This window comes from Zeaxanthinibacter enoshimensis (assembly GCF_004362865.1).
Lineage (GTDB): Bacteria > Bacteroidota > Bacteroidia > Flavobacteriales > Flavobacteriaceae > Zeaxanthinibacter > Zeaxanthinibacter enoshimensis.
Genome location: NZ_SNYI01000003.1, coordinates 593,810 through 619,325 on the forward strand (window position 1 = coordinate 593,810; position 25,516 = coordinate 619,325).

29 protein-coding genes are annotated in these 25,516 nt (G+C 47.0%); 19 read left to right on the top strand and 10 right to left on the bottom strand.

Annotation, left to right across the window (positions count from 1 at the left end):
- Positions 1 to 39 precede the first annotated feature (39 nt).
- A complete protein-coding gene (locus CLV82_RS14325; RefSeq protein WP_133645028.1) occupies positions 40 to 1,521 on the bottom strand; it encodes a S41 family peptidase in 1,482 nt (493 codons plus the stop codon).
- A 310-nt stretch (positions 1,522 to 1,831) separates the two neighbouring features.
- Here CLV82_RS14325 and CLV82_RS14330 point away from each other — a divergent pair, with 310 nt between their 5' ends.
- From CLV82_RS14330 to CLV82_RS14345, 4 genes are all read left to right on the top strand, one after another.
- On the top strand, positions 1,832 to 2,341 hold the full coding sequence (locus CLV82_RS14330) for an RNA polymerase sigma factor (protein WP_133645084.1): 510 nt from the start codon (positions 1,832 to 1,834) through the stop codon (positions 2,339 to 2,341).
- Complete coding sequence (locus CLV82_RS14335) at positions 2,328 to 2,765, top strand: hypothetical protein (protein WP_133645029.1); 438 nt, start codon at positions 2,328 to 2,330, stop codon at positions 2,763 to 2,765. Before CLV82_RS14330 ends, CLV82_RS14335 begins: the two co-directional genes overlap by 14 nt.
- A 10-nt stretch (positions 2,766 to 2,775) precedes the next feature.
- On the top strand, positions 2,776 to 3,324 hold the full coding sequence (locus tag CLV82_RS14340; RefSeq protein ID WP_133645030.1) for a DUF4252 domain-containing protein: 549 nt from the start codon (positions 2,776 to 2,778) through the stop codon (positions 3,322 to 3,324).
- A gap of 65 nt (positions 3,325 to 3,389) precedes the next feature.
- Positions 3,390 to 3,929, top strand: coding sequence for a DUF4252 domain-containing protein (locus tag CLV82_RS14345; RefSeq protein WP_133645031.1), 540 nt, complete (start codon positions 3,390 to 3,392; stop codon positions 3,927 to 3,929).
- Positions 3,930 to 3,953: 24 nt separating this feature from the next.
- On the opposite strand, the gene purB is transcribed toward CLV82_RS14345, so the two are convergent.
- The 3 genes from purB to CLV82_RS14360 all read right to left on the bottom strand — a co-directional run bounded on the left by purB (position 3,954) and on the right by CLV82_RS14360 (position 6,668).
- The gene (purB, locus tag CLV82_RS14350) at positions 3,954 to 5,297 is read right to left on the bottom strand and encodes an adenylosuccinate lyase (protein ID WP_133645032.1); all 1,344 of its coding nucleotides are present in this window, start codon (positions 5,295 to 5,297) and stop codon (positions 3,954 to 3,956) included.
- A gap of 80 nt (positions 5,298 to 5,377) precedes the next feature.
- Positions 5,378 to 5,959, bottom strand: coding sequence for a hypothetical protein (locus CLV82_RS14355; protein ID WP_133645033.1), 582 nt, complete (start codon positions 5,957 to 5,959; stop codon positions 5,378 to 5,380).
- 16 nt (positions 5,960 to 5,975) lie between these two features.
- Positions 5,976 to 6,668: an SIR2 family NAD-dependent protein deacylase gene (locus CLV82_RS14360; RefSeq protein ID WP_394346163.1), complete on the bottom strand. Its 693-nt coding sequence runs from the start codon at positions 6,666 to 6,668 to the stop codon at positions 5,976 to 5,978.
- Positions 6,669 to 6,700: 32 nt separating this feature from the next.
- Here CLV82_RS14360 and CLV82_RS14365 point away from each other — a divergent pair, with 32 nt between their 5' ends.
- The 4 genes from CLV82_RS14365 (at position 6,701) to CLV82_RS14380 (ending at position 8,906) form a co-directional block, all read left to right on the top strand.
- A complete protein-coding gene (locus CLV82_RS14365; RefSeq protein ID WP_133645034.1) occupies positions 6,701 to 7,375 on the top strand; it encodes a TrmH family RNA methyltransferase in 675 nt (224 codons plus the stop codon).
- A gap of 73 nt (positions 7,376 to 7,448) precedes the next feature.
- Positions 7,449 to 7,865, top strand: a complete 417-nt coding sequence (locus CLV82_RS14370; protein WP_133645035.1) for a VOC family protein — start codon at positions 7,449 to 7,451, stop codon at positions 7,863 to 7,865.
- A 76-nt stretch (positions 7,866 to 7,941) separates the two neighbouring features.
- Positions 7,942 to 8,511, top strand: a complete 570-nt coding sequence (locus CLV82_RS14375; RefSeq protein WP_133645036.1) for an SRPBCC family protein — start codon at positions 7,942 to 7,944, stop codon at positions 8,509 to 8,511.
- A gap of 14 nt (positions 8,512 to 8,525) precedes the next feature.
- Positions 8,526 to 8,906 (top strand): VOC family protein, encoded by a 381-nt coding sequence (locus tag CLV82_RS14380; RefSeq protein WP_133645037.1) that lies wholly within the window; start codon positions 8,526 to 8,528, stop codon positions 8,904 to 8,906.
- A 3-nt stretch (positions 8,907 to 8,909) separates the two neighbouring features.
- Here the strand turns inward: CLV82_RS14380 and CLV82_RS14385 are convergent, their stop codons facing one another.
- The 4 genes from CLV82_RS14385 to CLV82_RS14400 all read right to left on the bottom strand — a co-directional run bounded on the left by CLV82_RS14385 (position 8,910) and on the right by CLV82_RS14400 (position 14,166).
- Positions 8,910 to 10,604 (bottom strand): alpha-amylase family glycosyl hydrolase, encoded by a 1,695-nt coding sequence (locus CLV82_RS14385; protein WP_133645038.1) that lies wholly within the window; start codon positions 10,602 to 10,604, stop codon positions 8,910 to 8,912.
- 138 nt (positions 10,605 to 10,742) lie between these two features.
- The gene (locus tag CLV82_RS14390; RefSeq protein WP_133645039.1) at positions 10,743 to 11,516 is read right to left on the bottom strand and encodes a carboxypeptidase-like regulatory domain-containing protein; all 774 of its coding nucleotides are present in this window, start codon (positions 11,514 to 11,516) and stop codon (positions 10,743 to 10,745) included.
- A gap of 66 nt (positions 11,517 to 11,582) precedes the next feature.
- Entirely contained in the window at positions 11,583 to 13,337 is a 1,755-nt protein-coding gene (locus CLV82_RS14395) for a DEAD/DEAH box helicase (protein WP_133645040.1), read from the bottom strand.
- Positions 13,338 to 13,569: 232 nt separating this feature from the next.
- Positions 13,570 to 14,166 carry a non-canonical purine NTP diphosphatase gene (locus tag CLV82_RS14400; RefSeq protein ID WP_133645086.1) on the bottom strand — a complete coding sequence of 199 codons (597 nt, stop codon included), beginning with the start codon at positions 14,164 to 14,166 and terminating at the stop codon, positions 13,570 to 13,572.
- A gap of 59 nt (positions 14,167 to 14,225) precedes the next feature.
- On the opposite strand from CLV82_RS14400, the gene CLV82_RS14405 reads away from it, so the two are divergent.
- The 4 genes from CLV82_RS14405 (at position 14,226) to serA (ending at position 18,154) form a co-directional block, all read left to right on the top strand.
- Positions 14,226 to 14,684, top strand: a complete 459-nt coding sequence (locus CLV82_RS14405) for a methyltransferase family protein (RefSeq protein WP_317128297.1) — start codon at positions 14,226 to 14,228, stop codon at positions 14,682 to 14,684.
- Positions 14,685 to 14,774: 90 nt separating this feature from the next.
- Positions 14,775 to 15,386: a SatD family protein gene (locus CLV82_RS14410; protein ID WP_133645042.1), complete on the top strand. Its 612-nt coding sequence runs from the start codon at positions 14,775 to 14,777 to the stop codon at positions 15,384 to 15,386.
- Positions 15,383 to 16,099 (top strand): DUF3307 domain-containing protein, encoded by a 717-nt coding sequence (locus CLV82_RS14415; RefSeq protein ID WP_133645043.1) that lies wholly within the window; start codon positions 15,383 to 15,385, stop codon positions 16,097 to 16,099. The genes CLV82_RS14410 and CLV82_RS14415 overlap by 4 nt, the downstream gene beginning before the upstream one ends.
- Positions 16,100 to 16,261: 162 nt before the next feature.
- Positions 16,262 to 18,154, top strand: a complete 1,893-nt coding sequence (serA, locus tag CLV82_RS14420; protein WP_133645044.1) for a phosphoglycerate dehydrogenase — start codon at positions 16,262 to 16,264, stop codon at positions 18,152 to 18,154.
- A gap of 1 nt (position 18,155) precedes the next feature.
- Here the strand turns inward: serA and rlmH are convergent, their stop codons facing one another.
- The gene (rlmH, locus tag CLV82_RS14425) at positions 18,156 to 18,629 is read right to left on the bottom strand and encodes a 23S rRNA (pseudouridine(1915)-N(3))-methyltransferase RlmH (RefSeq protein ID WP_133645045.1); all 474 of its coding nucleotides are present in this window, start codon (positions 18,627 to 18,629) and stop codon (positions 18,156 to 18,158) included.
- Positions 18,630 to 18,713: 84 nt separating this feature from the next.
- On the opposite strand from rlmH, the gene nadC reads away from it, so the two are divergent.
- From nadC to priA, 4 genes are read left to right on the top strand one after another with little or no spacing between them, the layout of a single operon-like run.
- Entirely contained in the window at positions 18,714 to 19,571 is an 858-nt protein-coding gene (nadC, locus tag CLV82_RS14430) for a carboxylating nicotinate-nucleotide diphosphorylase (protein WP_133645046.1), read from the top strand.
- The gene (locus CLV82_RS14435) at positions 19,572 to 20,540 is read left to right on the top strand and encodes a YihY/virulence factor BrkB family protein (protein WP_133645047.1); all 969 of its coding nucleotides are present in this window, start codon (positions 19,572 to 19,574) and stop codon (positions 20,538 to 20,540) included.
- Complete coding sequence (locus CLV82_RS14440; RefSeq protein WP_133645048.1) at positions 20,537 to 20,977, top strand: DUF2147 domain-containing protein; 441 nt, start codon at positions 20,537 to 20,539, stop codon at positions 20,975 to 20,977. The genes CLV82_RS14435 and CLV82_RS14440 overlap by 4 nt, the downstream gene beginning before the upstream one ends.
- 25 nt (positions 20,978 to 21,002) lie before the next feature.
- Entirely contained in the window at positions 21,003 to 23,459 is a 2,457-nt protein-coding gene (gene priA / locus CLV82_RS14445) for a replication restart helicase PriA (RefSeq protein WP_133645049.1), read from the top strand.
- Positions 23,460 to 23,465: 6 nt separating this feature from the next.
- Here priA and CLV82_RS14450 read toward each other — a convergent pair whose 3' ends face one another.
- Positions 23,466 to 24,158, bottom strand: coding sequence for a LytR/AlgR family response regulator transcription factor (locus tag CLV82_RS14450; protein ID WP_133645050.1), 693 nt, complete (start codon positions 24,156 to 24,158; stop codon positions 23,466 to 23,468).
- Positions 24,159 to 24,391: 233 nt separating this feature from the next.
- On the opposite strand from CLV82_RS14450, the gene rpsF reads away from it, so the two are divergent.
- The 3 genes from rpsF to rplI are packed head-to-tail and all read left to right on the top strand — an operon-like array spanning position 24,392 to position 25,499.
- Positions 24,392 to 24,730, top strand: coding sequence for a 30S ribosomal protein S6 (gene rpsF / locus CLV82_RS14455; RefSeq protein WP_133645051.1), 339 nt, complete (start codon positions 24,392 to 24,394; stop codon positions 24,728 to 24,730).
- A 5-nt stretch (positions 24,731 to 24,735) separates the two neighbouring features.
- The gene (gene rpsR / locus CLV82_RS14460; protein ID WP_133645052.1) at positions 24,736 to 25,032 is read left to right on the top strand and encodes a 30S ribosomal protein S18; all 297 of its coding nucleotides are present in this window, start codon (positions 24,736 to 24,738) and stop codon (positions 25,030 to 25,032) included.
- A gap of 14 nt (positions 25,033 to 25,046) precedes the next feature.
- Entirely contained in the window at positions 25,047 to 25,499 is a 453-nt protein-coding gene (gene rplI / locus CLV82_RS14465; RefSeq protein ID WP_133645053.1) for a 50S ribosomal protein L9, read from the top strand.
- The last annotated feature ends 17 nt before the right edge of the window (positions 25,500 to 25,516 follow it).

The window sequence follows — 25,516 nt, forward strand, 5'->3', positions numbered from 1 at the left end:
GCAATTGCGGGCCGTCTTAATTCTGTTGCTCGATAGTAATTATTGTATCTCGGGCAGGTAAAAGTCCTTGTCCAGTACCATGTTGTCCTTAAGCGGGCTGAACATTTTGCTGGAGGTGAAAGCCTCTGCAGGCATCTCTACCGTGAAATCAAACTTGGCACCGGCACCGGTGATCTCCTGGATAGCCCTGGCCAGCAGGGGTTCATCGAGCTCCCCAAGTACGCCCAGGTTCTCCAGGTCTTCCTGTAATTCGATCTCCGGAGCAAATCCCCCGGTGTAATCCGAGAATCCGACCGAGTTCTCGTTTCTTCCTACCAATGGCTGGATCGCCCAGCTATTGTCCGGGTTGATATTGTTCTCCCGTGATGGGGTATAGATATATGGTGCTCCTTGCCTGTTAGGGTCATCCACCATGGTCAGGGAGAATTCGTTCTTTCCCCTGGTGGTAGTACCTACCTGTATCACGTTAATGTACGGATCTAATCCATTGATCACCAATTCGCTTGCAGACGCTGTGCTACTGGTCGTCAGTACATAAACCCTGCTAAGGTTAAGGGTGTTTATGGGGGTGCCGCTCCCTGTAGTGGCCGCGAAATAGTCTTCCAGGTCTGAAGGACTGAAAGCTGCCTGGATCTTATCGTTCCAGCGCTGGCGGATATATAATTCATTGGTATTGGTACCGTAGATCATGCTGGAGAGCAGCCTGGAGGAATTCACTGAACCTCCGCCGTTATAACGGAAATCTATTACCAGCTCGGTAGCTCCATCGGCCTTCAGCTGACCAAAGGCTTCATTCAGCTGTTCGTCGAATTCATTGGTAAAGCCATTGTACATCAGGTAACCGATCTTGGTGCCACTAACGTCAAAGGTTTTAGTTATAAAGACGGGATTCTCCTGGAAACCTTCTTCCTTGGTAAGGGTCACTTCTTCGCCGTTCGCACTGATCTGTCCATCGGTAATATTGGCCATGGTCAGCGTATACGTAGCATTATCACCAAATAGTAATTCGGTATAATTATTCCTGGTCAGGGTAACACCATCAACCCCTATAAAAATATCACCTCTCTCAATATTCTTGGTAGAAGCATCAGAATTCGGGATGATATATCTTACATAACCAAATATGTCATCACTATTAGAAAAAGCCACTAAGCCGAATTCCATCCCGTTATTTTGGGAGATACCTGATAAATTCTGGGTAAGTTCTTTATAATCTTCACTGAGAAAACTAAATCGATCATCTGAAAATAACAGCACATCAAAATAGAAAGTTTCCGGATTTGGATTAGCTTCCAGGAAGTCGGTGTATTCAGCGTCCGTCGCAAATGCGTCATCGGCCAGTATATCTACTTCCCCCTGCCAGAAATACCATAGGTTCATGGCCTTGTACATAAAATCCTGTACATCCAGGTTAGCGGCATTCGGATCCGGACCATCCGGTTTGGTGACACCGTCATCGTCTTTGTTGCATCCTGAGAGGAGCAACCCGAACCCCAACAGGAACCCGGTTAAATAGTTCATCTTTTTCACAATTGTTTTTTTTGGGGGAACCGCGGTTCTTGCCATAAGGTTTAATTTATATTAAAGTCTAAAAAGGTTTAAAAAGGGGCATTTTCCCGGTTCCGGTTTTTTTTGCAATTTAATTCAATTATCGTTCCAAAATGGGGAAAGTAAAATTCTGAACGTATATCGATGCCTTTTAAATTGAATAAAGTCCCCCAATTTACTCACATCCTGAATAAAAAAAAATATTTTGTAACAAAATTCGTCCATCTTCGTCATCCTAGTGTAAAACCACCTGAAGATGGTTACGATAGCGAATCAACCTGAAATGAACCAATCAGAATTCCTTCAAGCGGTAATGCCTGTCAAGGACAAGCTCTACCGATTAGCCAAACGGCTGCTGGTGTCCAAAGAAGAAGCCGAGGACGCCACCCAGGAGGTGCTGATGAAATTATGGGCCGGTAAGAAGAATATGTCTAATTACCGCAGTGTAGAGGCCTTTGCCATGACCATGACCAAGAATTTCTGCCTTGACCGGCTGAAATCAAAGTCGGCCGGCAACCTGAAACTGGTGCATACCAATTACACGGACTCGTCCCCATCCCTGCAGCAGCAGGTAGAGGCCAGGGACAGTGCCGGGTGGGTAAGCCGGATCATGGAAGAGTTACCCGAACAACAGAAACTGGTATTACAGTTAAGAGATGTAGAGGAATATGAATTTGAAGAGATCGGCGAAATGCTGGGAATGAACCCCACCGCCGTACGAGTGGCCCTGTCAAGGGCGCGTAAAGCAGTCAGAGAGAAATTATTAGAAAAACACAGCTATGGAATCGGATAAAATAAAAAAATTAATCGACAGCTATTTCGAGGCAGAGACCACGATAGCTGAAGAGCAGGAGATCCGGGAGTATTTCCGGAAAGGTGAAGTAGCCCCCGAGCTGCAGAAATACGGCCCGATGTTTGATCACTTCGCCCAGGCTAAAGAAGAGACCTATACCGGCAGTATGCCCCGGAGGTCCAGGAAGAAGATATATTCCTGGTTATCGGTTGCGGCTGTTATCGGGTTAGGACTTGGGCTCTTCCTCGAGAACCGGTACAGTGAACAGCAACAGGAACAGGAACAGGAACAGGCAGAATATGCCTACCAGCAGACCAGGAAAGCACTGCAATTACTGGCCAGTAACCTGGAAAGAGGTACAGAGAAGGTCGCTTACCTGCAAGAATTTGAAATAGCCACTGAAAAAATTTATAACAACCCTTAAAAATGCAATCATGAGAAAATTAGTATTGGTAGTAATGTTGGCCGTTGCCCCCCTGGCCATGCAAGCACAGTCTGTCTTTGACAGGTTTGAAGATATAGACGGGGTCACCTCGGTGGTCGTGAACAAGAATATGTTCAACCTGTTGGTAAAGATGGACGTGGATGTCGATGATCCTGAAGCCAAAGAATTCATGGACATCGCCAAAAGCCTGAGCGGGCTGAAGGTCTTCGTGACCCAGAGTCCGAAGGTAAGCACGGATATGAAGACCACCGTGGACAAATACCTCAAGTCTTCTTCCCTGGAAGAACTGATGCGGGTAAAGGATAAGGATGCGAACGTTAAGTTCTACATTAAACAGGGCAAGGACGAAGATCATGTCAGTGAACTGCTGATGTTCGTCACCGGGATCAACAACACGGGAGTCAAGATCGAGGATCGCGAGATCGAGACCGTATTGCTCTCCCTGACCGGTGATATCGACCTTACCAAGATCGGGGCCCTGACCAAGAAGATGGACCTGCCCCAGGAGCTTAATAAAGCACAGAAGAGTAACAAGTAATTAGAGTGCCTGCTCCCGCTTCAACGGGGGCAGGCTATTACAACTATAACCTAACCCTGATTAAGATGAAAATTATAACCGCATTTCTGGGCATGGCCCTGTTACTGAGCGTAGTGTCCTGCGATTCATCGCCGAGCCTGCAGGAGTATTACGTGGACAATTCTGAAAATCCCAATTTCATTGCGATAGACCTGCCGGCCAGCCTGTTGAATATCGAAGAAGCCGAATTACCGGAGGAGCAGCGGGAAGCACTGCGTTCCCTGAGAAAACTAAACATCCTTGCTTTTAAAAGAACCGGCAGTAACCAGGCCGAATTTGAACTGGAGAAAGGGAAGGTGAGCGAGATCCTGAAAGGGAGTCGCTATAAAGACCTGATGAAGATCAATTCACCGGAAATGAAGGGCATGGTGAAGTACCAGGGGGATGACGACGCCATAGACGAAGTGGTCATCTACGGGAATAACAATGAAAAAGGTTTTGCCCTGGTACGCGTACTGGGAGAAGATATGAACCCGGCACACCTGATGAACCTGGTCAAAGCCATTCAGAAATCGGATTTCCAGGGAGAGCAGCTAGGCGCCCTGAAGGATTTTATTTCTGATTAAACTGCCAGATAGATACACTTATTCTTATATCCCTGTATAATTCTGCGGGGATATTTTTTTGAGATCAGCTTTAACCGAATCCTCCACCTCCAGGGTATCGATAAAGTCCGCCATCACCTGCTTGGTGATCGCCTGGTTGGTCCGGGTCAGGCCTTTCAGGGCCTCGTAAGGGTTAGCATACCCTTCTCTTCTCAGGATCGTTTGTATGGCTTCTGCGACCACGGCCCAGTTATTTTCCAGGTCCTGGTCTACTTTCTCCTCGTTCAGCAATAATTTGTTCAGGCCCTTCATACTGGCTTTAAAAGCGATCACGGTATGTGCAAAAGGCACACCCACATTTCGGAGTACAGTACTGTCGGTCAGGTCGCGTTGCAGCCTGGATACGGGTAATTTGGCAGCCAGGTGCTCAAACAGCGCATTGGCAATCCCCAGGTTACCCTCGGAATTTTCAAAGTCGATCGGGTTCACCTTGTGTGGCATGGCAGAAGAACCAACTTCCCCGGCGACGATCTTTTGTTTAAAGTAGTCCATGGAGACATAGGTCCAAAAATCCCTGTCCATATCTATGACGATGGTATTTATCCGCTTCATGGCGTCAAAAAGAGCAGCCATATGATCGTAATGTTCAATCTGGGTGGTAGGGAAGGAGTGGTGCAGTCCCAGGCGGTCTTGCACGAAATTCCGTCCGAATGCCTGCCAGTCCGTCTGCGGGTAAGCCACCTTATGGGCGTTGTAGTTCCCGGTTGCGCCACCGAATTTGGCTGCAGACGGGATATCGTTCAATAGGTTAAATTGTTCCTTCAGCCGGGTGACATATACCGCGATCTCCTTACCCAGGCGGGTAGGGGAAGCGGGCTGCCCATGGGTTCGGGCCAGCATGGGTACCTCTGCCCATCGTTCTGCCATTTCTGCAAGCAACGCCTCCAGTTCCTGGTAAAGTGGCACGTAAACCTCGTTCAGGGCTTCTTTTATAGACAATGGGATAGCGGTATTGTTTATATCCTGGGAGGTAAGGCCAAAATGGATAAATTCCTTACTCTCGGAAAGGCCCAGGACATCAAACTTTTGTTTGATAAAATATTCCACCGCCTTTACGTCGTGGTTGGTAGTCCTTTCAATTTCTTTTATCTGCTCCGCATCAGCGGTATTGAAATCCTGGTAGATGGCCCGCAAAGAAGGGAATGTGCCTTTATCTACCCCGTTCAGTTGTGGCAGGGGAAGTTCGCATAAAGCGATAAAATACTCGATCTCTACCCGGACCCTGTATTTGATCAGTGCGTATTCGGAAAAATAATTTTCCAGTTGGGCTACCTTGTTACGGTAGCGCCCGTCCAGCGGGGAGATGGCATTCAATTGACTAAGGCCCATTATCGGTACTTTTAGGTTGTGTTTTACAGGAAAAAGGCAAAGATAACCATTCCGGTCTCAGTTCAAAAAGGATATAGGATTTAGCTGTCAGATAGCCTGGGGAGGATATGGCGCGCCCTGGCCCTGAAGGCCGGGGATTCTCCGGCATAGCGGTTTTCTATAAGCGCCTTAAGTTCCGTATGGATCCAGGGAAAACGAATTCCGAGCAGGTAGAGGCTGCTCATGGCAAAGGCTTTTGCTGCCGGTTTATTCGGGCCAAGTAACCAACTAAAGCACTGGCTGGTCAGTTTCCCGAGGTCTTCTTCCCGGAACCATTCCAGGAACAGCGGGTCTTTCTTCTTAAAACATTGCAACAACATAAGCTCCGTGATCTTGGCCAGCGGCCTGATGGCCCGCTGTTCAGTAATAGTATCCAGCTGGTCCAGGAAGGCATGGTAGGATTCCAGCAGGTATTCCGGTTTTTTTACCGCGACCTGTTCAAGGATCAGAAGAGCTTTGTAGCTCATTAATTTTTCAGGGCTAAAAGCCAGGTTAAAAAGAGGAGCTACCATCCCGGGGTTGCTAAAGATCACCCCTGCCTTTTGTAAGCGGTTGGTTTTGGAAACCAGGGTGCCGGCAACCCAGGCCTGCAGGTCTTCCGGGATAGTGTCATGGTTGCTCATTGCTGTAGAAATATTTTCAACGATCTGCAAGGGCATCCAAGATCTTGGGAACCCCACTGACGGCACTTTCTGCATAGATCTCCAGGTTCCTGAAATCCCTTTCAGACACGCTGGGTTTTGGGTCTACAAAGTAGATAGGTGTATCGTCCGGGGCATAATGTACCAACCCGGCGGCGGGGTATACCTGCATGGAAGTACCAACGATAATAAGAATGTCCGCCTCGCTGGTGAGCCTCGCAGCTTCGGGCATCAGGGGTACTTCTTCCCCGAACCAGACAATATGTGGCCGAAGCTGGTGCCCCCGTTCACACCGGTCTCCCCAGCATATATCTTTTGCCCAGTGGAACGGTTCTGACCCGGGCCCGGTACTGCGTGCCTTGAGTAGTTCTCCATGAAGATGCAGCACGTTGCTGCTGCCCGCTCTTTCGTGCAGGTCATCCACGTTCTGGGTGATGATATGTACTTCGTAGTATTCTTCTAAGGCTACCAGTGCTTTATGCGCGGCATTTGGCTGTACCTGCAGTAACTGCCGTCGTCGCTGGTTGTAAAAATCGAGCACCAGCTCGGGGTTCCTGGCAAAGCCGGAGGGAGAAGCGACTTCCATGACGTCGTGGCCCTCCCAAAGCCCATTGGCATCCCGGAATGTTTTAAGTCCGCTTTCCGCACTGATCCCGGCGCCTGTTAATGCAATCACTCTCTTTTTCATCATAATTAAAGATACGTTTTTCTTAATTTCGGCCTATGGTCGATATGGAATTGTTAACATACCTGGAAGACTTCCTGTCCCCGGAGCGCCGTGCGAGATTCGAGGAGATCCTGGAGAAGAGAACCCGTTTTATCACCGTGGCTACCGAGGATGTCTGGCAGATGCACAATGCAAGCGCAGTGATCCGCAGCTGTGAGGCTTTCGGTGTTCAGCAGGCCCACCTGATCGAAGGCAAGTTCGGGGATAAGCTGGACCGAAAGATCGCCAGGGGTGCACAGAAATGGGTCGATGTTTACCGGCATGAGGATTCCACGTCCTGCATGCAGCATTTACGATCATCGGGGTACAGGATCGTGGCAACCTCACCCCATGCCACTTCATCTTCCCTGGCCGATTTTCAGCTGGATCGACCCACCGCTTTTTTCTTCGGTACGGAAAAAGAGGGATTAAGCCAGGAGGTAATGCAGAATGCAGATGCCTATCTCGCCATCCCGATGGCCGGATTCACAGAAAGCCTTAATATCTCTGTCTCCGCTGCTATTATCCTGCACGAGCTGACTAACCGGCTGCGATCATCAGATCTACCCTGGCAACTCAGCGATGCAGAAAAGCTTGAAAAACGGATGGACTGGACCCGCAAATCAATTAAAAGCCTGGAGGCTATAGAAGCACGATTCCAGCGGGAACGGGATTCAAAAAGCGACAAATAATTTTATTTCCTGCCCTAGGTAAAGACTTGGATTTCCGTTAATTTTAGTTCATTAACCCATTAATGAACAAATCATGAAACTTACCCCTTACCTCGCCTTTGACGGCAATTGCCAGGAGGCTATGGAATATTATAAAGAGCTGTTGAACGGAACCCTGGACGTAAAGAAGTTTGCAGATGCGCCGGAGACCATGGAGACCCCTGATTTTATGATGCAAAAGGTCATGCACGCCCAATTGCAATTCGGGGACCAGAAGATCTATGCCTGTGACACCATGCAACCCAACCTGGTTCGGGGAAATGACCTGCACCTAAGTCTTAATATTCTCGATGCCGAGGAAGCTGCGGCGGTTTTTAACGGGCTGGCTGAGGGCGGAGAGATCAATATGCCGTTCAAAGATGTTTTCTGGGGTGGGAAGTTCGGGATGGTGAAAGACAGATTTGGTACCCAGTGGATGATCAGCACGGAAGAGATGGGAGCCAGTACCTGAACAATTTAGTAGTAGTGCTGAGAGGTCAACCGCATATTTTCTTATCTTTAATAGTCTAACCAACACCTTATTCCTCATGATCACAGCACTATATATTCTCGGCGGGATCGTACTGTTAGTCATCGTCCTGGCAGTAATCGCTCCAAAAAGTTATGATGTAAACCGGAGTATCACGGTAAAGCGTCCCCGCAAGGACGTCTTTGAATACCTGAAATACCTGAAGAACCAGGCCGAATGGTCTCCCTGGGAAAAAAAAGACCCCAACATGGAAAAGAAATTTACCGGTACGGACGGTACAGTGGGAGCCATCAGTTCCTGGAAAGGAAATAAAGATGTGGGAGAAGGGGAGCAGGAGATTACTGCTATCCATGAAGGAGAACGGGTAGACGGGGAGCTGCGCTTCTTTAAACCATGGAAATCACAGTCTGCCTGCTACCTGATCACGGAAGATGCAGGGAAAGACAGTACGAAGGTGACCTGGGGGTTCAGTGGTAAGAACAAATTTCCCATGAGTATCATGATGTTGTTCATGAATATGGATAAAGCCGTCGGGAAGGATTTTGAAGAAGGGCTCAGCAGTTTAAAGGCCAGGCTGGAGAAAGAACCATCCAGGCCCAGGACGGATAAAAAGATCGCCCACGGTTAAAACAAGCGCCACCTATGAAAAATAATATGATAGGCTGGGTAGAGATTCCCGTAACCGATATGGACCGCGCCAAGAAATTCTACGATACCGTTTTCCAGATAGATATACAGGTACATAATTTGGGCCCCCTGGTGATGGGTTGGTTTCCTTTTGCCGAGGATAAACCCGGCTCTACCGGTTCCCTGGTGTTGCACAAGGATTGGTATAAACCGAGTGATTCGCATGGGCCACTGGTCTATTTCTCTTCGGCCGATGTACAACAAGAACTGGATCGGGTGGAACGCGCCGGGGGGAAGATCATGAACCCCAAAACCCTGATCAAAGAAGATGTGGGGTATATGGCGGTCTTCAGGGATACGGAGGGCAACAGGATCGCCCTGCATTCTCGGAAATAGGTCTTAGCTGGAAGGCACTTCGAGCAGGGCTGTATCGTAAGGGTTATCCAGGATAACCTTACCATTCTTCACCACTACCTCGGTGTTGGAATAAGCGTCGTATAAGGTGGTGCCATCCCCAAAGAAACCTTTTACCCAAAGTGACTTTTTACCTTTCGGAAGATCTAGACCGATCACTACTTTATCCTTGAAATCACTATCAGTGTAAGTTCGGCTGAACACATAAGGCGATTTGCCTAATCGTTTGTGCTTGCCTGCTCCCACGGCAGGGTGGTTGCGGCGGAACTGCCCCAGTTTCTGCCAATGGGTTAATATTTCTTTGGTGGCTGTGCTGTCTATATCTTCCCAGTTCATAAAAGACCTGAGGGTAGCATCCCCTTCGGTGCCTTCAATCGTAAGGTCCCTGCTGGTCTCGTCCCCGTAATAGATCTGCGAGGCACCAGGGGTCAGTAACAAGACGTTAGCTGCTTTAAAAGGTTTTTCCCGCTCCTTGTCCCAGGGGTTGCCATCATCATGTGAGGAGAGGTAGTTCATAAAGCCTTTGTCCTTGAACTTGGTGTGGAGAAGGTCACTGTACTTGCTAAAGATGGTTTCGTAATCTTTATCGGCGTCGGACTTCAGTTCAAAGTTGATCAGGCTTTTAAAACCGTGATCAAAGTAATCCACTTTTTTATCTCCCAGGTCAAATTCGCGCCCGCCGGAGACACCGTAGTTGTACACTTCCCCAACCATAAAGAAAGGTTCATCATCCAGGACTTCATCCGGGTGCTTGTTCTTCCAGTTCTGGAAAGCGTAGGATGCCTCTTCATAAAGATCCTGCCATGATTCTTCGTTCACATGTTTTACGGTATCCACCCGGAAACCGTCTATACCCATATCGTTCACGTAATCGGTAAGCCATTTGATGAGGTAAAAACGCGGCGCCCTCGGATGCCCTGTCCTGTCAAAGAAGGTGTTCAGTTCATCGAGTTCCGTGCTCAGCCGGCCTTCTTCCTTCCATTTAGCTAAAAGCGCATCCGGAAGTACAACAGGCTCATCAGATTCCGTGTAAATGTCCGGCAGGTTTTCGACCAGCGTACATTCTGTAGTATTCTCGTAAGTGGTAAACTGGCAGGGAGGACCTGTCCTGACCCACTCATCCGGCCATACCGGGTCTTCTTCGGTAACCGGGCCGGTGTGGTTGATCACCACGTCCATCAGGATACGAATCCCATGATCGTGGGCAGTCTCTACCAGCTTCGCCAGTTCTTTCCTGGTTCCGAAATTAGGATCCAGGGCTGTCCAGTCTTTTGCCCAGTATCCGTGGTAACCGTAGGTGTTCCCGGTGCCTTCATCAGTTGCTCCATGGATCTGTTCTACGACAGGGGTAAACCAAATGGCATTAACGCCCAGTTTATCAAAATATCCTTGTTCTATCTTGTGGGTTATCCCGGCTATATCCCCGCCCATAAAACCGCGTAGTTTCCCGGTTTCCTTGTTCCGGTCAAAATTGATGTCGTTTTCCGGATTGGCATTGAAGAAACGGTCGGTGAGGAGGAAGTAGACATTGGCGCCTTCCCAGGTGAAAGGAGCATTGTTTTCCTTTATTTGCTCGACACTGTCCATGACCATGGTCGTATCATTTTCCGTCGTTTTCTTTTCTTGTTTGCAGCTAAAAAGGAAACAGGAAATTGCCACGGCAATAAACAGATTCTTCATAATTCCAGATTTTGTCTAAAACTATAAAATGTTAAGAGAACTATAAAATATATTTCCCTTTAAATAGGGTCTCCAGGCAAGGGTGGTTGCCCTGCTGTAAGATCGTAAAATTGAGTGAATTGCCGGAAAGAGCAGTTTTTAATTTCCCCGGTTCAGGACCTTGTATTCTTCATAACAACTGCTGATAGCGTCGAGGATCTGCAGATCGTTTGCTGTCTGGATAAAAGATTCGGAGTAATTACAATTAGAAAGGATGTCCTCTATATCCACTTTTTCCAGTTGGAGGAGTTCGGTAAGGGTTTCCCTGTCAAATTTGGATGCCAGGAGGTCACGGATCTGGTCGTCTTCTTTCATCTGCCGCAGTTTACGCATCTGACGGGGTCTTTTCCCGAAAAGGTTGCGAAGCAGGTCGGCAGGATTCAGGATAGCTCCTAATACCTTGGTGACTGCGCTGGGATTCTTGTTCCCGGCTTCATAACTCTTGGAGAGACCAGAAATGCTGTACTGGTAAGCCGTATTGATCGGGAGGTTCTTTACGTCGATCTCGAGGAAACCTGTGAGTTGGTAGGGCCTGATGATCACCTCTTCCAAAGCATAGGCAAGTTCTGTCAGCGCGATACGGGTATCTGCAAACTTGAACATATCATTGGTCACCCGGACTTTTTGAGGTTTAAAGCCGAGGTAGGTAAGGTAGAGCGTGTCGTTTACGGCTGCCGGGATCCTGAATTTCCCCTTAGAATCAGAGATGGTTCCCTTTACCTGGTTAAGGTTGATGACGTGCACGCTTTCCAGTGGTTCATCGGTCTGGGCATTGACAATTATAGCTTCAATTTCCTGTGGATCCTGGGCCTTTTCCTGGGAAAAGGCAACCAGGCCGATACAGGTAAACAGTAAGGCGATCGTTTTTTTCATGAATGGTAATCAACTACGAATAAAACAAAATTTTAGCCCTTCTGGTATATTTTAGAATACAATTAACTAAAAGTAACCGTCGCGTTTCTTACTTCTCCTTTTTCCAGGCTTGCCGGAATCACTCTTGCTGAAGCTCTTTTTGGATTTAGGTCCGCGATCGCGATCCTTCATCCTGCGGCCACCCTTCTTTTTCTTGCGTCCACCGCCTTGTTCCGGGGCACCTGAGATCTCGACGTTTACAAAACGACCTTTCACCTTAAAGTCGGTAAAATGACTCAGGATAAATTCGGTTAGCTGTGCTTCTGTATTAAAGAAAGAGAAACTATCTTTTACATCTACTTTATAGATATCGTCTTTTTCCAGACCCAGGGTATCTCTCAGGAAATCTTTAAGAGACATCCAGTCGTACCCGTCACGCTCCCCAACATTAATGAAGTAGCGTACAGAGCCATCACTTGGGATCTGCCCGTTTCCGGCGGCACCATCCCGCTTACCGGCATCGGTATTGAGGTCCTTGGATTTGTTATAGTAGTTAAAGAACCTGGTAAATTCTACCGAGATCATTTTTTTAATAAGTTCTTCCCTGTCCAGTCCTTCGAACACATCGTAGATAGCAGGTAGGTAACTTTCAACTTCCTTGTTCACTTTCGTATCCCTGATCTTGCTGGCCAGGTGGTACAATTGTATCTCGCAGATTTCCATTCCCGAAGGAATCGGTTTGGCGATGAATTTCTGCTGTATCTTTTTCTCGATGGCGCTGATCTTCCGCATCTCGCTGCGGGTGATGATCACCATAGAGATCCCTGATTTCCCGGCACGGCCCGTTCTCCCGCTACGGTGAGTATAGGTCTCTATTTCGTCAGGAAGCTGGTAATTGATCACGTGGGTGATATCATCCACATCAATACCTCTCGCAGCAACATCTGTAGCGACAAGCATCTGTATCTGCTTCTTACGGAAGGCGTTCATGACCATATCCCTCTGGTTCTGGCTGAGATCGCCATGCAGTGCGCCTGCATTATAACCGTCTTCGATCAGTTTTTCCGCAACTTTCTGAGTATCCCTCTTGGTACGGCAGAAGACAACCGAGAAAATGTCCGGGTTAGCGTCTGCAAGCCTTTTCAGGGCAGGGTAACGATCGCGACCACCGACTACGTAATATTCGTGCTGTACATTGTCTGTACCCGAGTTCTTGGTACCCACGGTGATCTCCTTGGGTTTATGCATGAACTTCTTAGAGATGGTAGCCACCTCTTTAGGCATGGTTGCCGAAAACAACCAGGTAGATTTATCTTCAGGGGTATTGGAAAGAATATCCTTGATATCCTCGTAGAATCCCATGTTCAGCATTTCATCTGCCTCATCCAGGATACAGTATTCAATTTTAGAGATATCAACCATCCCGCGGCTGATCATATCTTTCATCCTTCCGGGAGTGGCTACCACGATCTGTGCGCCGCGTTTCACCTGCTTTGCCTGCTCCGTAATACTTGCTCCACCATAGATAGCTACGGTGTTAAGACCTTTTACGTACTTGGAGTAGAGTTGCATTTCATTGGTGATCTGCAAACAGAGTTCCCGGGTAGGGGAAAGGATAAGTCCCTGGGTAGTCCGGCTGGCCGCATCAATCTTCTGGATCAGCGGGAAACCAAAGGCCGCAGTTTTTCCCGTCCCGGTCTGCGCAAGGGCTACCAGGTCGGTCTCGTTCTGTAAAAGAATTGGGATGGCTTTTTCCTGAACCTCGGAAGGTGATTCAAATCCAAGGTCTGCAATAGCATTCAACAGGGGCATATCCAGCCCCAGTGCTTCAAATTTTGTCATAATAGGTAATTCTTATAAATCGCAAATAGTTGTGTTGTCTAGAGCGATCTTCTTATAAGAACCTGTTTGCCCGTTACAACACCTGCGCTACCGGCGGCGTTAATTCGGCCGCAAAGGTACTGTTAATTATCCATACAACAGGTATATTGTGTTATCTTATTGTTAATCAACATTATACCTAATGACTCAGGGGCCTCCGGGCCTTTGTGTTTGCCACGCCTGGGTACGATTATCAGTTTTTTATCCGAGTTGTGCTCCGGGAATCGAGGAATTCGACCAATTTCCGGAATGCTTTCCCGCGGTGACTGATACTGTTTTTAACATCTGCAGGTAATTCGGCAAATGTCTTCTGGTATCCATCAGGACGGAAAACCGGGTCATAACCAAATCCTCCTTCCCCGGCGAGTTCGCCGGTGATCACCCCGTGTACTTCGCCGCTGAACAGGTGTTGTTCCTCATCCAGGTTAAGGGCGATCACGGTCCTGAAATGGGCAGAACGATCCTCTTTCCCTTCTAATTCCTTTAAAAGCCGGTGGATATTATCAGTAGAATTCTTACCCGGCCCGGCGTAGCGTGCGGAGTATACCCCTGGGGCTCCATCCAGGGCAGCGACCAGTAGTCCTGTATCATCGGCAAAGCATGGGAGGCCATAATTATGACTGACATGGTTGGCCTTAAGAATAGCATTACCCTGCAGCGTTTCGGCGGTTTCCGGGATCTCTTCCAGGCAACCGATATCGTCGAGGGATTGTAAGTGAATGTTTTCGGGAAGCATACGCTGTATCTCCTCCAGTTTCTTGGGATTATGCGTGGCAAATACCAGGTTGATCATATTTATGAATTAAATGGGCCGGGGTATTAGTGGTCCAAAAATAGTAATTTTGAGGCATGACTATGAAACTGAAAATTCCGCCTGCACTTGTCTTCCTGTCTTTTGCGATCCTGATGTACCTCTTGGATTTTTGGTTGCCGGTAGGGGAGTTCGAATTCTTTGGCAGGAAATGGATGATATACGCCTTAACAGGGATCGCTATATTGGTAAGCCTGGTAGCCCTTTTGCAATTCTCACGAGCCGGTACCACAATCGATCCCAGGGATCCCGCTAAATCTAAGGTGCTGGTAACAACGGGTATCTATAATTACACACGGAATCCCATGTACCTTGCGTTGCTTCTTTTACTACTTGCCTGGGGGCTCTACCTCGGTAATGCATTCAATACCTTACTCGCAGCGCTATTTGTCGCGTATATGAACCGGTTCCAGATCCTTCCTGAAGAAGAGAGCCTGGAAAAGGAATTCGGCCAGGTGTATCGTACCTATTGTATGGCTGTCCGGAGATGGTTCTGATAGATGATAAGCTAATCCAGTAATAATTTATTTTATTATCGATTTAGGTAATATTTTACTACATTAGCGTTATCATTAATAAAGACCAGTATGATCGCCATTATCACCGGTGATATTATTAATTCTGAAGAATACCGTGCCTCGGAATGGATGGAGGTGCTGAAAAATTATTTTCTGGAATTGGGCAACTCCCCGGCCGACTGGGAGTTTTACCGGGGTGATGAGTTCCAGATTCGACTCCCGGCAGAGCGTGCTTTAAAAACTGCAATTGCTATAAAGGCTCGGATAAAAATGTTTAAAAACCTGGATGTGAGGATGGGGATCGGACTTGGAGACGAAACCTACAGGGGCCCGAAGGTTAGTGAATCTAATGGAACAGCCTACCAGAGATCCGGACGGACCTTTGAACGCCTTAAAGATGAGAAGGTACACTTGGCTATATCCAGTGGTAATGCAAGGCAAGACAGGACGTTAAACCTTATCCTGCTGCTGGCGCTCGACTTTATGAACGACTGGAGCCAGGTTTCTGCTGAGATAATGGTGCTTCTCCTGAAGGACCCTCACGCCCCCCAGAACCAGATTGCCGAAGAGTTAGGGATCAAGCAGTCTGCAGTAAGCCAGCGATTCAAACGAGCCCGGAAAGACCTGGTCCTGTCAGTCCTCCGCCATTATAATTCCACCTTAAAAGATCTTATTCAATGATGCTATTCCTTAAACTGCTGCTCGCCCATTTGCTGGGGGATTTTTTGCTGCAGCCACAGCGATGGACCATCCACCAGGACGCCAATAAAATCACTTCCAAATACCTTTACCTGCATATATTCCTCCATTTTGTACTGGTATGGCTGGTCCTCTGGGACCTCTCACTTTGGTACCTGGCAGCAGCGATAGCTGTCAGTCACTACCTGATAGACCTGCTGCGCCTGTATATCCAGGGAAAGTTCCAATACCGCCGTATTCCTTTTATGCTGGGCCAGTTATTGCATGTAGCTGTACTTGGGTTAGTAGCATATTACATGGCCACTCCCCGGGTGGTATTCGGGGACTTATTCTCCGGATTTAACTGGGCATTACTGACGGCCCTTGTCTTTGTGACCCAGCCAGTAGCCGTACTGATGGCTTACTTACTGGAAGGAATGTCTGACCAGATAGAGACCGATCATAAATCCCTGCCTAACGCCGGGCGCTATATAGGGATCCTGGAGCGTTTGTTTGTGCTGGTTTTCATTGTGATCGGGCGATGGGATGCTATCGGTTTGTTAATCACGGCCAAATCCGTCTTCCGTTTTAATGATCTCAAAGAAAGTAACAGCCGTAAACTTACCGAGTATATCCTAATAGGAACCTTGCTGAGTTTTGGATTCGCTATTCTTACAGGCCTGTTATATAACTACTTCATCTATAATTTTGCCTGATAAAAAATAGCCGCGATTGAGGAATTCTGAATTTAGGCAGGCATAAAAAATGAATCCTGCACAAATCTGCATCATCGCTTGGATCAAACATAGTTTTAATGTTTTAAGTTCATTTCCGTCCAATTTAATTTTTACTTTTAGCCCTTAATAAAAGTTGGATCCATGATAGAAGCGGGAAGAAAATACGTGTTTGATTTTGACAGCACCCTTACCCGGGTTGAGGCCCTGGACGTGCTGGCGGAAATGAGCTTGAAAGACAGATCTAACCGGGACGAAGTGATCAGGGAGATCCAGAAGATCACCAACCTTGGGATAGACGGGGATATCTCGTTTACAGAGTCACTGGAGCGGCGTATCCGCCTACTGGAAGCGCACAGGGACGACCTGCCCAGGCTGGTAGAGGAATTGAGACAGAAGATCTCCAAAAGTATCGCGTCTAATAAAGAATTCTTCGATAAATTCTCGGAGGATATCTATGTGATCTCCTGTGGGTTCAAAGAATTTATAGATCCTATCGTAGCTGAATATAATATACCATCAGAACGGGTTTTTGCCAATACATTCGAATTCGATGAAGATGGCCGGATTGTTGGTTTCGACAAAGGTAACGTGCTGGCGAGCCACAACGGGAAGATTCAATGTCTAAAGGATCTGGACCTGGATGGGGAAGTGCAGGTTATAGGTGATGGATACAGTGATTATGTTATGCGTGAAGCCGGCATCGCTGATAAATTCTTTGCTTATACAGAAAATGTGCACCGTGAAAAAGCTACCCAGGCTGCAGATCACGTGGCTCCTAACCTTGATGAATTTTTATTTGTGAACGATTTGCCCAGAAATATCTCGTACCCTAAGAACCGTATTAAGATCCTGTTACTGGAGAATGTGCACCCCGCTGCCTTTGATAACCTGGCAGAAGATGGTTTTTCTGTTGAATTGGTAAAGCACAGTCTTTCCGAAGAGGAACTTATTGAAAAAATAAGAGGGGTTCATGTGCTGGGGATCCGCTCCAAGACACAGGTAACAAAAAAAGTACTCGATGCTGCTAATAAATTATTGGTGGTGGGTGCTTTTTGTATCGGTACCACGCAAATTGATCTCGATTACTGCAAGAAGAAGGGCGTGGTAGTTTTCAACGCACCCTACAGTAACACCCGCTCGGTTGTGGAACTTGCCATAGGGCAGATCATTATGCTGATGCGCAGCATTTTTCCAAGGAGCACCGAGATACATGGAGGGCAGTGGAACAAGACCGCCGAGAATTCCAGGGAAGTCAGGGGCAAGAACCTGGGGATCGTGGGGTATGGTAATATCGGGAAACAATTGTCGGTACTGGCAGAAGCTATGGGAATGCGAGTTTACTTCTATGATATCGAAGAAAAACTGGCCCTTGGAAATGCCAAGTCGTGTGCTACGCTGGAAGACCTGCTGAATGTTTCTGACGTCGTCTCCCTGCATATTGATGACAATAAGGCCAATAAGAATTTTATAGGGGAACGCGAGTTCCGTCAGATGCGCGAGGGGGCAGTACTGCTGAACCTGTCACGTGGCTTCGTGGTAGACATTCCTGCCCTTGTTCAGGCGTTGAAGTCAGGTAAACTTGCCGGTGCAGCTGTTGATGTATATCCGGAAGAACCCAGGAGTAACGGCCCGTTTGAAACGGAATTACGCGGTTTGAATAATGTGATCCTTACCCCGCATATTGGGGGAAGTACGGAAGAAGCCCAGCGTGATATTGCCGATTTTGTACCCAATAAGATCATGGGATATATTAATTCAGGGAATACGGTCGATGCCGTGAATTTCCCGAATATACGCCTGCCAAAACAAGACAATGCGCACAGGTTCCTTCACATTCATAAGAATGTGCCGGGAGTTATGGCAAAGATCAACGAAGTGCTGGCCAGGTACGAGATGAATATTACAGGGCAATACCTGTCTACGGACAGCGATGTGGGGTACGTGATCTCTGACCTGAACAAGGAATACAACAAGGAAGTGATACAGGCTTTAAAAAAGGTAGAGAATACCATTAAATTCCGCGTGCTCTACTAATTTATTCGTGGTGGTAGGGTTCATTTCTCAGGATAGTAAAAGCACGATAAAGCTGTTCTACGGCAAATAGCCGCACCATCTGGTGAGAGAAGGTCATTTTAGAGAGGCTGATCTTGCCCCTGGCAGCACTGTACACGGCCTCGCTGAAACCGTAGGCGCCTCCTATACACAATACCCAGGTTTTGATTCCGGCATTCATTTGTTTTTGCAGGTATCCTGCGAAATTTACAGAAGTGAACTGTTTACCGTTCTCATCCAGTAACACCAGTACATCGGTGGGCTTTAACCGCTTCAGGATAGCCTCGCCTTCTTTCTCTTTTTGTTGTTGGGGACTGATATTCTTTGTATTCTTAAGGTCCGGGATGATCTCAGTTTCAAACCGCACATAATGTTGCAACCTTTTTTCGTATTCCGCGATCAGCTCTGAAAGTTCGTTCCGGTCCGTTTTTCCGACGGCAAGCAGCTTTATGGTCATAGGGCAAATATAGAATTTTAGGTAAATTCAATTTCCGCGGTGGTATTAGTTTTTACTAATTTAGCGAGGAACAATCCAGATTATATGATATCAGAAGAACAATTCAGGGAAGAGATTGCAGGTATAATCGCCAACGCGGTGCGGGAAGATGTCGGTGACGGGGATCACAGCTCCTTGGCCTGTATCCCTGCAGATGCCGTCGGGAAGGCCCAGTTGCTGGTAAAAGATAAAGGTATAGTTGCCGGGGTTGAATTTGCCCGGGAAGTATTCGCCTACGTGGATCCAGAGCTGGAAATGGAGACCCTGATCCCTGATGGATCCCCCGTAGAGTTCGGGGATATCGTTTTTTATGTCAGCGGACGCTCACAAAGTATTCTTAAAGCAGAACGACTGGTCCTTAACGGGATGCAGCGAATGAGTGCCATTGCTACCAAGACACGTAAATACGTCCGGTTATTAGAAGGGACCAATACCCGGATCCTCGATACCCGGAAGACTACCCCCGGGATCAGGGCACTGGAGAAATGGGCAGTCCAAATTGGCGGGGGGCAGAACCACCGCTTTGCATTGTACGATATGATCATGTTAAAAGATAACCATATCGATTTTGCAGGGGGTATAACCGCGGCCATTGAGAAAACCAAGCAATACCTGAAAGATACCGGCCGTGACCTGAAGATCATTGTTGAGGCACGTAACCTGGACGAGGTTGCAGAAATTTTGAAAGCAGGAGGTATTCACCGTATCCTGCTCGACAATTTTAATTTCCAGGAGACCGAAAAGGCCGTGAAGATGATAGGGGATAAAAGTCAGTCTGAGTCTTCCGGGGGGATCAATGAAAATACGATCAGGCGATACGCCCTATGTGGGGTGGATTATATTTCTTCAGGAGCACTTACTCATTCGGTTTATAATATGGACTTCAGCTTAAAAGCCGTTTAAATGTCCAGGGAAATTGAAGAACGAATTGATAAAATCCCTGTTCTTAATACCATAGCCCGGGGACTTAAACGCATAAAACTACCTGATTTTGAAGGTCTTACCCTATATGACCTGATGGAAATGTACATCGTGGGAATTTTCCAGGGAGCGCTGTCAACCAGGGCCAGTTCTATTGCGTTCAGCCTTTTCCTGGCTCTTTTTCCTTTACTCATATTCCTGGTAACGCTGATCCCTTTCGTGATCCCGCTGGTCAATGTAGGGGAGGCAACCTTTGATACCCAATTCCTGCATTTCCTGGAATCTTTCCTCCCGACGGCCACCAGTGAATATTTTTCCGATATCTACCTTCAGATCAAGGACCAGAAGAGCGGGGGAGTCCTGTCATCCGCTTTCCTTTTGTCCATATTCTTAATGGCAAACGGAGTTAATTCGATTTTTGGAGGATTTGAGAATTCTTACCATATAGAACTGACCCGGAACTTTTTTAAGCAGTACGCCTATGCACTCATGGTAGGCCTGATACTATCAGTCTTACTGATCTTTGGAGCTGTGGTCTACGTTTACGTTGAATTCTATGTCCTGGATTCGCTGAATGTCTGGGCAGCCAGGACCCGGGGATATGATCTCACTGAAAATAAGATCGTGGGGGCAAGGGTTGGTAAAGCGCTGTTCTTCATCCTGTTGTCTTATCTCACCACTGCGATCCTCTATTATTTTGGGACAGCTGAAGGGAAGAAGGCAAGATTTTTTTCGTTCGGAGCACTGATGACCACAATTTTGTTCGTTATTACCTCGTATCTTTTCGGGATCTACGTAGACAGTTTTTCCCGTTACAATGAATTATATGGAGCCCTTGGAGGATTATTAATACTGATGGTCTATATATGGCTGAATTCTAACATATTGTTGTTGGGATTTGAACTTAATGCAACCCTGAATTATTTAAAGAAACAGCATAGAAACCCATGAAGAAGCAATTGATCCTGACCGTTGGAATATTTTTCGCTGCCGTGTACATGGCCAGCGCCCAGAATTGCTTTGGACTCTGGAAGACCATCGATGACCGTACAGGAAAACCGAAAGCCCTGGTAGAGATCTACGAGGAAGACGGCCGGATGTACGGCCGCGTGCAGGAGATCCTGGAAGAAGGTCGTGAAGGTGCTGTCTGTGAGAACTGTGAAGGTAAAAAGAAGAACCAACCTATAGAAGGGATGCAGATAATACAAGGTCTTGAACCGGATGGGGATGGAGAATGGTCCGGGAGTACTATCTTTGATCCTGAAAAAGCAATGACCTTTCGCTGCAAGATTTGGTTAGACCCGGAAGATCCTGATAAATTGAAGGTCCGGGGGTATATGGCCTTCTTGTACCGCACCCAAACCTGGGTCAGGGCTGAATATAACTGACAACAGCCAATATCCTTAACTCAGTATGGACGAGTATATCGAAGTTGTACTTCCTATACCCATAGAGAAAGCATTCACTTATAAAATAAACCCTGCGTACGCCGCACGGCTTCGGGTAGGCATGCGCGTTGCTGTCCCTTTTGGAAAGTCCAAACACTACACCGGCCTTGTTTATACCCTTGGAGTAACTGCTCCTACAGCCTACGAGGCAAAAGAAATAGATTTGGTACTGGACGAGGTGCCAACGGTCAACGAAACCCAACTAAAGCATTGGGAATGGATAGCCTCTTACTATATGTGCACTTTAGGCGAAGTGGTTAGGGCAGCTTTGCCCGGTGCATTCTTGCTGGAGAGTGAAACCGTGATCACGGCCAACAAGGAGGCAGAGGTGGATGAGGAAGCGCTGAGGGATGATGAATTCCTGGTATTTGAAGCCCTTCAGCACCAGTCTTCACTGAGGGTACAGGATATCATGGCCATAGTGGAAAAAAAGAATGTATTGCAGTTGCTGAACCGCCTGATAGACAAAGAGGTGATACAGGTGCACGAGACCCTGCAGGAACAGTACAGCCCCAAAATGGTTTCCTACATCAGGCTGGATGCAGCCTATGGTGAAGAAAATGCCCTGGAAGCGTTGATAGGAGAATTGTCCCGGGCCCCGAAGCAGCGCGTGGCGGTTCTTTCTTTGTTCCAGCTGCAGGGTACCACAGAGAAGCCGGTCTCGTTAGAAAAACTGGAGAAGGAAAGCGGGGTGTCCCGCACTGTAATTCGCTCCCTGGTGAAGAAGGGAGTACTGGAAGAATACCAATTGCGTAAGGACCGGGTAAGTTATGATAAGGATTCGGGCACAGAAAGCAGTAAAGACCTTAATCCTATACAATCGAATGCCCTTGAGAATATAAAGCAGCAGTTTAACCAGGATAAGGTGACTCTTCTGCATGGGGTAACCTCTTCGGGCAAGACCGAAGTATATGTCAAATTAATAGAAGAGACCCTGGAGCAGGGGAAGCAGGTTTTATATTTATTACCTGAGATTGCACTCACCACCCAGTTGATCGAAAGGTTACAATCCTATTTCGGTCACCGGATCACGGTATACCATTCACGTTATAATTTACAGGAGCGGGTAGAGGCCTGGAACAATGTACTGCAGTGCAGGGAAAAAGCGAGTATTGTCATGGGGGCACGTTCGGCCATGTTCCTTCCTTTCAAGGACCTAGGACTGGTGATCGTTGACGAGGAACATGAGAATTCATTTAAACAGTATGACCCGGCGCCCCGGTACCATGCCCGGGATGCGGCTATCGTGCTTGGACATCTTCACAAAGCAGCTATCTTGCTGGGTTCTGCTACCCCCAGCGTAGAGAGTTTTCACAACGCCCGGACAGGAAAATACGGCTATGCCAGGATAGACCGTCGCTATGGTGAGGTGCTGATGCCGGAAATTGAACTGGTGGATATTTCCGAACAGTATCGTAAAAAGCGAATGAAAGGACATTTTTCCGAACGCCTGGTAGAGGAGATGGCCGATGCCCTGGAGCACTCCGGGCAGATCATCCTTTTCCAGAACAGGAGAGGGTTTGCCCCCATCGTGGAATGTACCACATGCGGACATTCTCCCCAATGCCCTAATTGTGATGTCAGCCTGACCTTTCATCAATACAGTAAACAACTTCGCTGTCATTATTGTGGGCACCACTACGGATTGCCGGAGGCCTGCGAGGCCTGTGGAAACGCAACCCTGGACACCAAAGGTTTCGGGACAGAACAGGTGGAGGCAGAAGTGAAGGAACTTTTCCCGGAAGCCAAGGTGGCCCGGATGGACCTGGACACTACGCGCGGAAAGCATTCATACGCCAAGATCATCCACGCCTTTGAAGAGCAGGAACTGGATATCCTTGTGGGGACCCAGATGGTCACCAAGGGGCTCGATTTCCGGAATGTTCGACTCGTGGGTATCATGAATGCTGATGCATTGCTGAATTTTCCTGACTTCAGGGCGCACGAACGCAGTTTCCAGTTGTTGACCCAGGTGGCAGGGAGAGCCGGCAGAACTAAGGATCGCGGAAGAGTTCTGATACAGACCTATAATCCCTACCACCAGATCCTGCAACAGGTGAGTTCAGGGGATTACGAGGCGATGTATAAAGAACAGTTATACGAGAGGGAACAATATAAGTACCCCCCGGTGAACCGGATCATCAAGATCACCTTTAAGCATAAGAATTACGACCAAGTGAATGAAGCGGCCGAATGGTTCTCCCAGGGGTTGCGAAATGCGTTTCGCTCCCAGGTTCTCGGCCCGGAATTCCCCCCGGTATCCCGAATCAGGAACCAGTACATTAAGAATGTCTTACTGAAGATCCCGGGTGGCCAGTCACTTGCTCAAACAAAAAAAAGCATTAAAAGAATTGAACGTTCCTTTAATGCTATTTCTAAATTCAGATCGGTCAGAGTAATTTATAATGTCGACTATGTATGATTTTAGTTAAACGTTGCTCAAAGCTTCTGCAAGTTCCGATTTTTTATTTCGGCTTAGTGGAATAGATCTTCCCCCCACTTCAACATTCTTACTGTTGAACTTCTCGATTTTCTCAAGGTTCACAATGTAAGATTTGTGGATTCTCAGGAATTTATCTTCCGGTAATTGCTTTTCAAAAGCCTTCATGGTAGATAGGATAACGATGTTGGCTTCGTCTGTTACCAGTTTAATATAGTCTCCAAGAGCTTCGATCCATTTGATGTCATTTAAAATGACTTTACGTTTCTTAAGATTACTCTTTACAAAAATGTGCTCTTCATCTTCGTTTACCTGGTGTAACTGCTCAAATTTAGCAACAGCTCTTTTCACGGAGGCATCAAACCTCGCCATGGTGATGGGTTTGTGCAGGTAATCGGTGACGTCGTAGTCAAAAGCCTTTAAGGCATAATCGGGTTTCCCTGTGATAAGAATTACCTGTGGTCTGTTCTCCAGGGACTCGAGTAGGTCGAATCCGCTGATGATGGGCATTTCAACATCCAGGAAAATAAGGTCTATTTCGTTGTTTTTGAGTCCGTTTTTAGCTTCAATAGCATTACTGTACTCGGCAACAAGGGCTAGGTTTGGATGATTGTTCACCAACTTGGCAACTGCCATACGCTGCATTGATGAATCATCAACGACAATGCTTCTTAGTTTCATAAATGGGTTGATTTGTGGGGTTAAATCATAGACAAATTACTGAAAATTCGACGGATACGGCAATAAAAGTTTTAAACATTGTATCCCCATACGGTATCTTGTCATGATCTGAATTTGGGTTTTAGGTTAAGTTTAATTTGACGGTTCTTCTGTTTATAACGAACATTTTTACTATTTCTTGTGAATCGACTGAATAATTATTACTTTTGCGCTCCTTAAAAATGTAAATTAATATGAACCATTACGAAACTGTTTTCATTCTGAATCCCGTTCTATCTGACACACAGATAGAGGAAACAGTTAAGAAATTCGAGGATTTCTTAAGCAAATTTGAGGCCAAGATGGTCTCTAAAGAGAACTGGGGCCTGAAAAAATTGGCGTACCCGATCCAACACAAGAAAAGTGGCTTTTATCACTTATTCGAATTCCAAGCTCCAGGAGAGGCCATTGGTCCTTTTGAGCAGGAGTTCAGGAGAGATGAGCGCATTATGCGCTTTCTGACCGTTAAGCTGGATAAACATGCAATCGCATGGGCAGAAAAAAGAAGAACAAAGTTAAAAGCTAAAGCGTAAGGATTATGGCAACGTTACAACAACAGGCGAAAGGTAAAAAAGATGGGGAGATCAGGTATCTGACCCCATTGAATATTGAGACCAACACGCAGAAGAAATATTGCAGGTTTAAGAAGTCTGGTATTAAATATATCGACTACAAGGATCCGGATTTCCTCATGAAATTGGTAAACGAACAAGGTAAGTTATTACCTAGAAGACTAACAGGAACCTCATTAAAGTACCAGCGTAAAGTAGCACAAGCTGTTAAGCGTGCTCGTCATTTGGCTCTGATGCCTTATGTTGGTGATTTATTAAAGTAATAAAGAAAAGGATCATGGAACTTATTTTAAGAGAAGACGTACAGAACCTTGGCTTTAAGGACGATGTGGTTAATGTTAAGAATGGATACGGTAGAAACTACCTTATTCCTAACGGCCTTGCCACCCTCGCAACTCCTTCTGCAAAGAAAGTGTTGGCAGAGAACTTAAAGCAAAAGGCACATAAAGAAAAGAAGGTTATTGATGCTGCCAACAAAACGGCTGAAGCATTAAAGACATTGGAGATCAAAATTCCTGCAAAAGTTGGAGCGGCCGATAAATTATTCGGTTCCGTTACAAATATGGACCTGGCTGCGGCTTTGGAAAAGGAAGGACACGAGATCGACAAGAAATATATTATGATCAAAGGAGGCGCCATTAAAAGGGCTGGGCCATACGAGGCCGAGATCCGACTGCACCGCGAGGTGATCGTGGAGTTTCCGTTCGAGGTTGTGGCTGATAAACAATAGTTTACAGTCTATATGTC